The organism is Streptomyces sp. NPDC006197, assembly GCF_040613865.1.
GTDB lineage: Bacteria > Actinomycetota > Actinomycetes > Streptomycetales > Streptomycetaceae > Streptomyces.
This window is the reverse complement of record NZ_JBEXSZ010000206.1, coordinates 1-11,428: the sequence shown is the minus strand read 5'-3', so window position 1 is coordinate 11,428 and position 11,428 is coordinate 1. Positions and strand designations below refer to the sequence as shown.

Genomic DNA, 11,428 nt, shown 5'->3' with positions numbered 1-11,428 from the left:
GAGCTTCGTGGCCCGCACGGTCGACTCCGACCGCAAGCACCTCACCGAGGTGCTCCGCCAGGCCTCCGAGCACAACGGCACGGCACTCGTCGAGAGTCGGCCGGCCCGGGTGGGCCCGGTGGCGCCCCCGTTCGGGCCCCGGGCGCCGCTGCCGGGAGCCCGGGTGTGCCTCCTCACGCGGCGGTCCGCACCGCGGCCCCGTACCGCGGGCCCGGCGCGCTCCCGCCCGAGGTGCCCGTCGAGATCACCACGCGGCTGCGGCCCGTACGGGAGCGGCGTGCCGGGCGGACCCTCGCCGTCGCCGTCTGCGCCGTGCTCGGGTTCGGGCTCATCGGCGGCGCCCTCGCCGGCGTGTGGCTGGCCGCGTCCGAGCCCGGGAAGCCCGTCGAACCCGTGGGGTACACCGAGGCCAAGGACCTCTGGCACAACGCCCCCGTCGACACCCTCTTCCCCCGCACCCTCGCCGGTCCCGGCGCCGGCCCCGGCGGCGCCGACCGCACCTGGAGCCGGATCGTCGTCGCCCCGGACGCCGCCTGCACCCCCGCCGTCCTCGCCAAGGCCCTCCGCGCCACCGTCGAGCCGCTCGGCTGCGAGCGCGTCCTGCGCGCCACGTACACCGACGCCACCGCCAGCAGCGTGATCACCGTGGGCCTCGTCTTCACCCGCGCCGACGCCGCCACCCAGCGCACCCTCGGCCAGGACCTCACCACCCGGCTCGGCGCGGACGTCCCCCCGGCCCTCGCCGGTCCCGGCACCGTCGCCGCCGGCTTCGGCGCCCCGCAGCGCGCCGCCTGGTGGCTGAACGCCCCCGCCGACCTCCCCGTCGTCGTCACCGCCGTCTCCGGCTTCGCCGACGGCCGGACCGTCGACGGCGGCCCCGTCCCCGCCGACCGGGCCATGACCGCGAACCGCACCGACGCCACCGCCCAGTCCGGTCTCGGTCACGAGGCCAAGGGCATCACCGAGCGCCTCGTACGACTGCTGCGCACGGCCGCCACCACGGCCGCCAAGGAGAACGCCCGGTGACCCGACCCGCCCACCGCCGGACCCGTGGCGGCGCGGTCGCCCTGCTCGCCGCCGCGTTCTCCGTCCTGCCCGCCACCACCGCCCCCGCCCACGCCGACACCATCCGGGCCCGCCAGTGGGGCCTCGAAGCCCTGCACACCACGGAGGCCTGGCGCACCACCAAGGGCCACGGCGTCACCGTCGCCGTCCTCGACACCGGCGTCGACGCCGACCACCCGGACCTCGCGGGTTCGGTCCTCGCCGGACGCGACCTCATCGGCTTCGGCGCGTCGAAGGGCGACCGCGCCTGGGCCCGGCACGGCACCGCCATGGCCGGCATCATCGCCGGACACGGCCACGGCCCCGGCGGCCAGGACGGCGTCCTCGGCGTCGCCCCCGACGTCCGGATCCTGCCCGTGCGGGTCATCCTGGAGTCCACCGACGGCGCCCGCGACAAGGCCCGCAAGACCCGGGGCACGGCCCTCGCCGAAGGCATCCGCTGGGCCGCCGACCACGGCGCCGACGTCATCAACCTGTCCCTCGGCGACGACTCCAAGTCCGCCCACCCCGACGCAGGCGAGGACGCCGCCGTCCAGTACGCCCTCGCCAAGGGCGTCTCCGTCGTCGCCTCCGCCGGCAACGGCGGCGAGAAGGGCGACCACATCTCGTACCCCGCCGCCTACCCCGGCGTCATCGCCGTCGCCGCTGTGGACCGCTACGGCACCCACGCCTCCTTCTCCACCCGCCGCTGGTACGCCACCGTCAGCGCCCCCGGCGACGACATCGTCATCGCCGACCCCGACCGCCGCTACTACGAGGGCTGGGGCACCAGCGCCGCCGCCGCGTTCGTCTCCGGGGCCGTCGCCCTCGTCCGCTCCGCGCACCCCGACCTCACCCCCGCCCAGGTCAAGCGGCTGCTCATCGACACCGCCCGCCACCGGCCGAAGGGCGGACGCAGCGACGCCAAGGGGTACGGGACGGTCGACCCGGCCGCCGCGATCGCCGCCGGCCGCCAGATCGAGGCCGGCGACCCCAAGAGCACCGCCACCGGCTACCAGGGCCGCTACTTCGGGCCCGGCCCCCTCCCCGCCGCCGAGGAGAGCCGCCCCCTCGGCCTGCTCGCCCCCGTCGCCGGCGGTCTCGGCGCCCTGTTGCTCCTCACCGCCGTGATGCTCCGGCGCGCCCACCGGACCTCCTAGCCGGGGGCCCGGACCCGGCGGCTAGGCTCGGTGCGTGGAGCTCAAGAACATCCCGGACCCCGGTTTCTCCCAAGACGACGGCACCGCCGACCCGCGGCTCGCCGCGGCCCTCGCGGCCTGGGCGGAGGACAGAACCGCCCACGGCCCGGTCCTCGAAGCCCTGAAGGAGGCCCGGCTGCTCGTTCCCGTGGTCGCGGTCCTCGGCGAGGTCGAGATCGACCCCGAGACGGGGCTGAAGCAGGAGAAGACGAGCGACATGGCCGTCCCCACCCTGACGGCCGGAGACCGGCGGGCCCTGCCGGCCTTCACCTCGATCGCCTCGCTCGCCCTCTGGGACCCGCAGGCCCGGCCCGTCGCCGTCCCCGTGCACCAGGCGATCGCGGCCCTGGTCCACGAGAAGGCCGACACCCTGGTCCTGGACCTGGCCGGCCCCGTGCCGTACCAGGTGACCGGCTCCGCGCTGCTCGCCCTCGCCGAGGGCCGCTCCAGCACCGACCCGCTCGACGACCCGGCCGTACGGGAAGCCGTGCGCGCCGTCGTGGCCGCCGAGCCGACGGTGCTCCGCGCCCACCTGGGTCCCGGCACCGCCGACGGCACGGTCGCCCTGGTCCTCGCCGCGGACGCCTCCCCGGCGGAGGCGGCCCAGCGCGTGGCCCGCGCCCTGGCCGCCGACGAAACACTGAGGGCCCGCCTGGTGCGGGGCCTCGACCTGGCACTCCTGCCGGCCTCGGCCACGCCTCCCGGCGAGCCCTTCTACGTGAAGCGGTAAGCGGCTCCCAGGGGGGGCGACCCCACATCCCCGGGAGACGGCCGGCTCCTAGCCGTACACCGGCCCCGTGTACTTCTCGCCCGGCCCCTGGCCCGGCTCGTCCGGGATCAGGGAGGCCTCGCGGAAGGCGAGCTGGAGGGACTTCAGACCGTCCCGCAGGGGAGCCGCGTGGAAGGAGGAGACCTCCGTCGCGCCGGCGTCCAGGAGGCCCGCGAGCGCGTGGATCAGCTTGCGCGCCTCGTCGAGGTCCTTGTGCTCCTCGCCCTCCTCGGTGAGCCCGAGCTTCACCGCGGCGGCGCTCATCAGGTTGACGGCGACCGTCACGATCACCTCGACCGCCGGGACCTCCGCGATGTCGCGGGTCATGCTGTCGAAGTCGGGGGTGTCCGTGGACTCGTTCTGGGGCGTCTCGCTCATGCCCACACGATAAGCGGACGTACGGTTCGCGCCGACCGCCGGGTCCTGCTAACCTTGTGTAACGACCGGCTGGACATCTCTGTGTCCGGCCCACAAGTGGAGGCTCCGTACTCCCACCTGACCACCCTCGCGGGTGGCGGGTCACCGGTCAGGTGGCGCCCATCGTTCCGTACGGACGATGGAGCCGCCCGATGTGCGCCCCGCGGTTCACCGTGGTGGTGCTCCGGTTTTCCGTGGAGCCCCGCCTGTGTACCGTCCGGGGCATTTTTCATGTGCCGGCTCGGTTGGTCTCAGAAACAGACGTTGCGCGTCCGTCCGCCAGGCGGTCGTGTGGTGCTACCGAGGAGGATCCATCAGCGCCGAGCCCCGCATCAACGACAGGATTCGCGTTCCCGAGGTGCGACTTGTCGGACCCAGCGGCGAGCAGGTCGGGATTGTTCCGCTTGCCAAGGCCCTGGAGCTCGCACAGGAGTACGACCTCGACCTGGTCGAGGTCGCGGCGAACGCCCGTCCGCCCGTGTGCAAGCTCATGGACTACGGGAAGTTCAAGTACGAGTCGGCCATGAAGGCCCGTGAGGCGCGCAAGAACCAGGCGCACACGGTCATCAAGGAGATGAAGCTCCGGCCGAAGATCGACCCGCACGACTACGACACCAAGAAGGGCCACGTCGTCCGCTTCCTCAAGCAGGGCGACAAGGTCAAGATCACGATCATGTTCCGTGGTCGTGAGCAGTCCCGTCCCGAGCTTGGCTTCCGGCTGCTGCAGCGGCTGGCGTCGGACGTCGAGGAGCTTGGCTTCATCGAGTCCAACCCGAAGCAGGACGGCCGGAACATGATCATGGTTCTCGGCCCGCACAAGAAGAAGACCGAGGCCATGGCCGAGGCGCGTGAGGCCCAGGCCGCACGCAAGGCCGAGCGTCAGGGCGTCGCCTCCGACGAGGCGCCCCAGGCTCCGGCCGCCGAGCCCGAGGCTCCGGCCGAGACCCCCGAGGCGTGACCCGACGGGCTGTCATCCAGGCAGCCCTGGGCCCCGCCCGGAACCACCAAACGAAGAATTGACGCTCCCGGATGTCCGGTGTCCGCACCGGACGGGAGCGCCACTGACGAGGAGATACGGCGCGATGCCGAAGAACAAGACGCACTCCGGTGCCAAGAAGCGCTTCAAGGTCACCGGCTCCGGCAAGATCCTGCGCGAGCGCGCCGGTAAGCGCCACCTGCTCGAGCACAAGTCGTCCAAGCTGACGCGTCGCCTCACCGGCAACGCCGAGATGGCCCCGGGTGACTCTGCCAAGATCAAGAAGATGCTGGGCATCTGAGTTGATCTCCCGCCTCCGGCGACGGGGGCATCCGGCTGAGACCGGGATCCATTCGTATTTCGGGTCGTGTGAGGACCACCGCGACCCCGCTACAAGGAGTTAAACAAGTGGCACGCGTCAAGCGGGCAGTCAACGCCCACAAGAAGCGCCGGGCGATTCTCGAGGCGGCCTCCGGCTACCGCGGTCAGCGTTCGCGCCTGTACCGCAAGGCCAAGGAGCAGGTCACCCACTCGCTGGTCTACAACTACAACGACCGGAAGAAGCGCAAGGGCGACTTCCGTCAGCTGTGGATCCAGCGCATCAACGCCGCTGCCCGCCAGAACGGCATGACGTACAACCGCCTCATCCAGGGTCTGAAGGCCGCCAACATCGAGGTGGACCGCAAGATCCTCGCCGAGCTGGCCGTCAACGACATCAACGCGTTCGCCGCGCTGGTCGAGGTCGCGCAGAAGGCCCTCCCGGCCGACGTCAACGCCCCGAAGGCCGCCGCCTGATCTTCCAGGCCGCGGTACTTCCGCCCGGACCCGCAGGTGCTCTCGCGCCTGCGGGTCCGGGTGCGTCGGCCCCCGAGAACCCGTAGTCCCGGCCCCAGGGCCATCGGCCCCGCCGCGCCCCGGCCCCGAAGAGAGAACCGCCGCACCCCATGGTCACCCCCGAGCTGATCTCCCCGCGTTCCCCGCGCGTCGTCGCCGCCCGGCGGCTCGCCAAGCGCAACTTCCGGGGCAAGGACCGCCTCTTCATCGCCGAGGGCCCGCAGGCCGTCCGCGAGGCCGTCGAGCACCGCGGCCCCGACGGAGAGCCCACCCTCGTCGAGCTGTTCACCACCTTCGAGGCCGCCGAGCGCCACACCGCGATCGTCGACGCCGCCCGCGCCGCCGGCGCCCGCGTCCACTTCGCCTCCGACACCGTCCTCGCCGAGGTCTCCCAGACCGTCACCCCGCAGGGCCTCGTCGGCGTCTGCCGGTTCCTCGACTCGCCGTTCGAGCAGATCGTCGCGGCCCGGCCCAAGCTGGTCGCCGTCCTCGCGCACGTCCGCGACCCCGGGAACGCCGGCACCGTGCTCCGCTGCGCCGACGCGGCCGGCGCCGACGCCGTCGTCCTCACCGACGCCTCCGTCGACCTCTACAACCCCAAGTCCGTCCGCGCCTCCGTCGGCTCCCTCTTCCACCTTCCGGTGGCCGTCGGCGTCCCCGTCGAGCAGGCCGTCGCCGGACTCAAGAGCGCGGGCGTGCGGATCCTCGCCGCCGACGGGGCCGGCCAGGACGACCTCGACGACGAGCTCGACGCCGGCACCATGGGCGGGCCCACCGCCTGGATCTTCGGCAACGAGGCCTGGGGGCTGCCCGAGGAGACCCGGGCGCTCGCCGACGCCGTCGTCCGCGTCCCGATCCACGGCAAGGCCGAGAGCCTCAACCTCGCCACCGCCGCCGCGGTCTGCCTGTACGCCTCCGCCCGTGCCCAGCGCCCCCGAACCTCCGCCTGAGGGGTCCATTCCGCCCTCCCCGCCCAGTAGAGTGACGCACTCGGGGGCCCACTGCGCTACACGGAGGGGTGGGATACGGGGATGACGGTCGGCACGGACAGTCCCGCACAGGCACGGAGCACCACGCCGCACGCCCCGGAACAGGCCGGACCCGACGGTGCATCGCACGCTCCGGAACAGGCCGGACCCGACGGCGTGCCACACGCCCCGGAGCCGGCCGGGCCCGGCGCCGTGCCGGGCCCCGCGGCGGCGGCCGGTTTCGCCGGGATCGACCCCGACGACCTGCCCGACGGTCTCGTCATCGCCGACGAGACCGGTCGCGTCGTCTGCTTCAACGCCGCCGCCTGCCGCATCACCGCCGTCCCCGCCGACCGGGCCCTCGGCCTCCCCCTCGACGAGGCGCTGCCCCTGGAGGACCTCAAGGGACGCCGCTGGTGGGCGCTGACCGATCCGTACGGCGGACTCTCCACCCGCCGCGGCCAGCCCGAGCGCAACCTGCTGCTCCCCGGCGGCCGCGAGGTCCTCGTCTCCGCCCGGTACGTCCGCGAGCACCCCACCGGCCCCGTCCACCGCGTCGTGGTCTCCCTGCGCGGCACCGAGGCGCGCCGCCGCACCGAGCGCAGCCACGCCGAGCTCATCGCCACCGTCGCCCACGAACTGCGTTCGCCGCTGACCTCCGTGAAGGGCTTCACCGCCACCCTCCTCGACAAGTGGGAGCGGTTCAACGACGAGCAGAAGCGGCTCATGCTGGAGACGGTCGACGCCGACGCGGGCCGCATCAAGCGGCTCATCGCCGAACTCCTCGACATCTCCCGGATCGACTCCGGCCGCCTCGAAGTGCGCCGCCAGCCCGTCGACATCGCCGCCGCCGTCGGCCGGCACATCCAGGTGCACACCACCGCCGGCCAGTCCCCCGACCGTTTCTTCGTACGGATCAGACCACAGCTGCCCGCGCTCTGGGCCGACCCCGACAAGATCGACCAGATCCTCGGGAACCTCCTCGAAAACGCGGTGCGCCACGGCGAGGGAACCGTCACCATCGAGGTGGCACCCACCACGCTGGGCGACGACGGGGAAGAGGGGACGGAGGTCACCGTGAGCGACGAGGGACCCGGCATCCCCGAAGCGTCGATGAGCCGCGTCTTCACCCGCTTCTGGCGGGGCAGCAAACGCGGCGGCACCGGCCTCGGCCTCTACATCGTCAAGGGCGTCGTCGAGGCCCACGGCGGCACCATCACCGTCGGACGGGGCCCCCGTGGCGGGGCCGAGTTCCGATTTATCCTGCCCGTCGGCACCCCGGCCCACCTCCTCTGACGTCTCAGCAGTCGAGACCGCACGAGATCAGGAGCCGTCCGGCCTGCCCACGGGCTCATTCGCGTCCCTGCGCCCCGTTAGACTCGTCCTTTGGCACGTTTGCGCCCTTGACGTCGAGCGGGGCCGCCCAGCCAGCCAACGGAAGCACGGGAAGAGATGTCCGCACCCAATAAGTCGTACGACCCGGTTGAGGTCGAGGCACTGAAACCGGAAGAGATCGAGCGCATGCGGGACGAGGCGCTCGCCGCCTTCGCCGCCGCGGGCGACCTCGACGCGCTCGCGCATGCGAAGACCGCGCACACCGGTGGCACCTCGCCGCTGGCGCTCGCCAACCGGGAGATCGGCGCCCTGCCGCCGCAGGCCAAGGCCGCCGCCGGAAAGCTCGTGGGCCAGGCCCGCGGCGTCGTCTCCAAGGCGCTCGCCGCCCGCCAGGCCGAGCTGGAGGCCGAGCGCGACGCCCGCGTCCTCGTCGAGGAGGCCGTCGACGTCACCCTGCCGTACGACCGCGTCCCGGCCGGCGCCCGGCACCCGCTGACCACGCTCATGGAGCGCGTCTCCGACGTGTTCGTCTCCATGGGGTACGAGGTCGCCGAGGGCCCCGAGGTCGAGGCGGAGTGGTTCAACTTCGACGCCCTCAACTTCGTCCCGGACCACCCGGCCCGGCAGATGCAGGACACCTTCTTCGTCCAGGGACCGGAAGGCACCTCCGGCGACGAGTCCGGCGTCGTGCTCCGTACGCACACCTCGCCGGTGCAGGCCCGCACCCTCATCGACCGGGAGCCCCCGGTCTACGTGGTGTGCCCCGGACGCGTCTACCGCACCGACGAGCTCGACGCCACGCACACCCCGGTCTTCCACCAGATCGAGCTGCTCGCCGTCGACGAGGGCCTGACCATGGCCGACCTCAAGGGCACCCTCGACCACATGGTCCAGGCGCTCTTCGGCCCGGACATGAAGACCCGGCTGCGGCCGAACTTCTTCCCCTTCACCGAGCCGTCCGCCGAGATGGACATGCTCTGCTACGTCTGCCGCGGCGAGTCCGTCGGCAACCCGGACCGTCCCTGCCGCACCTGCGGCAGCGAGGGCTGGATCGAGCTCGGCGGCTGCGGCATGGTCAACCCGAAGGTGCTCGTCGCCTGTGGTGTGGACCCCGAGAAGTACAGCGGATTCGCCTTCGGGTTCGGCATCGAGCGGATGCTGATGTTCCGCCACAACGTCGAAGACATGCGAGACATGGTCGAGGGTGACGTCCGGTTCACCCGGCCGTTCGGGATGGAGATCTGATGCGGGTCCCGCTTTCTTGGCTGCGGGAGTACGTCGACCTGCCGGCGACGGAGACCGGGCGTGACGTCCAGGCCAAGCTCATTTCGGCAGGCCTCGAGGTCGAGACCGTCGAGCAGCTCGGCGCCGGCCTGACCGGCCCGCTGGTGGTCGGCAGGGTCCTCACCATCGAGGAGCTGACGGAGTTCAAGAAGCCCATCCGCTTCTGCACCGTCGACGTCGGCCAGGCCAATGGCACCGGCGAGCCCCAGGAGATCATCTGCGGCGCCCGGAACTTCGCCGAGGGCGACAAGGTCGTCGTGGCGCTGCCCGGCGCCGTGCTCCCCGGTGACTTCCGGATCGCCGAGCGCAAGACGTACGGCCGCGTCTCCCGGGGCATGATCTGCTCCGGCGACGAGCTCGGCATGGGCGACGACGGCACGCACGGCATCATCGTGCTGCCGCCGGAGCACGAGGTCGGCACCGACGCCACGGTCCTCCTGGAGCTGTTCGACGAGGTCCTCGACATCGCCGTCACCCCGGACCGCGGCTACTGCCTCTCGATCCGCGGCGTCGCCCGCGAGACGGCCACCGCCTACGGCCTGCCGCTGCGCGACCCGGCGCTCCTCGACGTGCCCGCGCCCAACTCGTACGGCTACCCGGTCCAGATCGCCGACCCGATCGGCTGCGACCGCTTCACGGCCCGTACGGTCGTCGGCCTCGACCCCGAGGCCCGCAGCCCGATCTGGCTGCAGCGCCGCCTGCAGAAGGTCGGCATGCGCCCGATCTCGCTCGCCGTCGACATCACCAACTACGTGATGATCGAACTCGGCCAGCCGCTGCACGCCTACGACCGCAGCCGGATCGACGGCCCCATCGGGGTCCGCCGCGCCGCCGCCGGCGAGAAGTTCACCACCCTCGACGGCACCGCGCGCGTCCTCGACTCCGGGGACCTCGTCATCACCGACAACCGCGGGCCGATCGGCCTCGCCGGTGTCATGGGCGGTGCCAACACCGAGATCGCCGACCCGGTCACCGACCCGGAGACCGGCATCGTCACCGGCACCACCGAGGTCGTCATCGAGGCCGCGCACTTCGACGCGATCTCGATCGCCCGCACGGCCCGCCGCCACAAGCTGGCCTCCGAGGCGTCCAAGCGCTTCGAGCGCGGTGTCGACCCGCAGGCCGCCGCCGCGGCGGCGCAGCGCACGGTCGACCTGCTCGTGCTCCTCGCGGGCGGCACCGCCGAGGCCGGTGTCACCGAGATCGCCGCCCCCTCCGCGCCGCACACCATCACCATGCCGGCGAACCACCCCGACAAGGTCGCGGGCGTCGACTACGGCCGCGAGATCGTCGTCCGCCGCCTCCAGGAGGTCGGCTGCGACGTCTACGGCCAGGACGAGCTCGTCGTCACCGTCCCGTCGTGGCGTCCCGACCTCTACGTGCCGAACGACCTGGCCGAAGAGGTCATCCGTCTGGAGGGCTACGAGAACCTGCCCTCCACGCTGCCGAAGCCCCCGGCCGGCCGCGGGCTCACCGAGCGCCAGCGCGTCCACCGCCGGGTGGGCCGCGCCCTGGCCGGCGCCGGCTACGTCGAGGCGCTGAACTACCCGTTCATCGGCGAGCAGGCCCTCGACCACCTCGGTCTCGACGCGGACGACGCCCGTCGCCGCCTCGTGAAGCTGGTCAACCCGCTGTCGGACGAGGAGCCCGCGCTCCGCACGACGCTGCTCCCGGGTCTGCTCGGCGCGCTCCGCCGCAACGACAGCCGCGGCAGCCACGACCTGGCGCTCTTCGAGACCGGTCTGGTCTTCCGGCCCACCGAGGGCCAGCCGGGCGTCGCCGTCCGGCTGCCCGTCGACCGCCGCCCCTCCGACGAGCAGATCGCCTCGGTCAACGCCGCGCTGCCCGAGCAGCCGCGCCGCGCCGCCGTCGTCCTCGCCGGTGCGCGCGAGCAGGCCGGCTGGTGGGGCAAGGGCCGTCCGTCCGACTGGGCGGACGCGATCGAGGCCGGCCGGACCGTGGCCGCCGAGGCGGGCGTCGAGCTGATCATCAGCGCCGACCAGCACGCGCCCTGGCACCCGGGCCGCTGCGCCGCGTTCCACGTCGAGGTGGACGGCGAGAAGGTCCTCGTCGGCCACGCCGGCGAGCTCCACCCGCGCGTGGTGAAGGCGTTCGGCCTCCCGGCCCGCGCCTGCGCGATGGAGATCGACCTGGACCTGCTGGAGAAGGCGAACGAGGGCCCCGTGAAGGCCCCCCGGATCTCCTCCTTCCCGGTCGCCACCCAGGACGTCGCCCTGGTCGTCGCCGCGGACGTCCCGGCCGCCGAGGTCGAGGCCGCCCTCGCCGAGGGCGCGGGTGAACTCCTCGAGTCCATCCGGCTGTTCGACGTCTACACCGGCGACCAGCTCGGCGAGGGCAGCAAGTCCCTGGCGTACGCGCTGAAGTTCCGTGCCCCGGACCGCACCCTGACGGTCGACGAGGCCAGCGCGGCCCGCGACGCCGCGGTGGCTCTGGCCGCCGAGCGCACGGGCGCCGTCCTGCGCGGCGCCTGACGCACCGCAGCACCACCAGGAGGGCCGCCCCGGGAACCCCCGGGGCGCCGTCGCCCGCCCTTAGTGCCGGGATGCCCCCTGAATAGCCGCGTCCGGACGATGGGTCCCAG

11 protein-coding genes are annotated in these 11,428 nt (G+C 73.0%); 10 read left to right on the top strand and 1 reads right to left on the bottom strand.

Annotation, left to right across the window (positions count from 1 at the left end; genetic code table 11):
* Window positions 1-165: 165 nt before the first annotated feature.
* From ABZ318_RS36910 to ABZ318_RS36900, 3 genes are read left to right on the top strand one after another with little or no spacing between them, the layout of a single operon-like run.
* Window positions 166-1,026 carry a hypothetical protein gene (locus ABZ318_RS36910; RefSeq protein ID WP_356906802.1) on the top strand — a complete coding sequence of 287 codons (861 nt, stop codon included), beginning with the start codon at window positions 166-168 and terminating at the stop codon, window positions 1,024-1,026.
* The gene (gene mycP / locus ABZ318_RS36905) at window positions 1,023-2,204 is read left to right on the top strand and encodes a type VII secretion-associated serine protease mycosin (protein WP_356906801.1); all 1,182 of its coding nucleotides are present in this window, start codon (window positions 1,023-1,025) and stop codon (window positions 2,202-2,204) included. The genes ABZ318_RS36910 and mycP overlap by 4 nt, the downstream gene beginning before the upstream one ends.
* A 34-nt stretch (window positions 2,205-2,238) precedes the next feature.
* A complete protein-coding gene (locus tag ABZ318_RS36900) occupies window positions 2,239-2,973 on the top strand; it encodes an SseB family protein (protein ID WP_356906800.1) in 735 nt (244 codons plus the stop codon).
* 48 nt (window positions 2,974-3,021) lie between these two features.
* Here the strand turns inward: ABZ318_RS36900 and ABZ318_RS36895 are convergent, their stop codons facing one another.
* On the bottom strand, window positions 3,022-3,390 hold the full coding sequence (locus ABZ318_RS36895) for a DUF1844 domain-containing protein (protein ID WP_356906799.1): 369 nt from the start codon (window positions 3,388-3,390) through the stop codon (window positions 3,022-3,024).
* A 328-nt stretch (window positions 3,391-3,718) separates the two neighbouring features.
* On the opposite strand from ABZ318_RS36895, the gene infC reads away from it, so the two are divergent.
* The 7 genes from infC (at window position 3,719) to pheT (ending at window position 11,318) form a co-directional block, all read left to right on the top strand.
* Entirely contained in the window at window positions 3,719-4,387 is a 669-nt protein-coding gene (gene infC / locus ABZ318_RS36890) for a translation initiation factor IF-3 (RefSeq protein WP_356906798.1), read from the top strand.
* A 124-nt stretch (window positions 4,388-4,511) separates the two neighbouring features.
* Complete coding sequence (gene rpmI, locus ABZ318_RS36885; RefSeq protein WP_041128339.1) at window positions 4,512-4,706, top strand: 50S ribosomal protein L35; 195 nt, start codon at window positions 4,512-4,514, stop codon at window positions 4,704-4,706.
* A gap of 107 nt (window positions 4,707-4,813) precedes the next feature.
* Window positions 4,814-5,200, top strand: a complete 387-nt coding sequence (gene rplT, locus ABZ318_RS36880) for a 50S ribosomal protein L20 (protein ID WP_017241732.1) — start codon at window positions 4,814-4,816, stop codon at window positions 5,198-5,200.
* Between the two features lie 149 nt (window positions 5,201-5,349).
* The gene (locus ABZ318_RS36875) at window positions 5,350-6,189 is read left to right on the top strand and encodes an RNA methyltransferase (protein ID WP_356906797.1); all 840 of its coding nucleotides are present in this window, start codon (window positions 5,350-5,352) and stop codon (window positions 6,187-6,189) included.
* 81 nt (window positions 6,190-6,270) lie between these two features.
* The gene (locus ABZ318_RS36870) at window positions 6,271-7,503 is read left to right on the top strand and encodes an ATP-binding protein (RefSeq protein ID WP_356906796.1); all 1,233 of its coding nucleotides are present in this window, start codon (window positions 6,271-6,273) and stop codon (window positions 7,501-7,503) included.
* A 156-nt stretch (window positions 7,504-7,659) separates the two neighbouring features.
* On the top strand, window positions 7,660-8,787 hold the full coding sequence (gene pheS / locus ABZ318_RS36865; RefSeq protein ID WP_356906795.1) for a phenylalanine--tRNA ligase subunit alpha: 1,128 nt from the start codon (window positions 7,660-7,662) through the stop codon (window positions 8,785-8,787).
* Entirely contained in the window at window positions 8,787-11,318 is a 2,532-nt protein-coding gene (gene pheT / locus ABZ318_RS36860) for a phenylalanine--tRNA ligase subunit beta (protein ID WP_356906794.1), read from the top strand. Before pheS ends, pheT begins: the two co-directional genes overlap by 1 nt.
* Window positions 11,319-11,428: the final 110 nt, after the last annotated feature.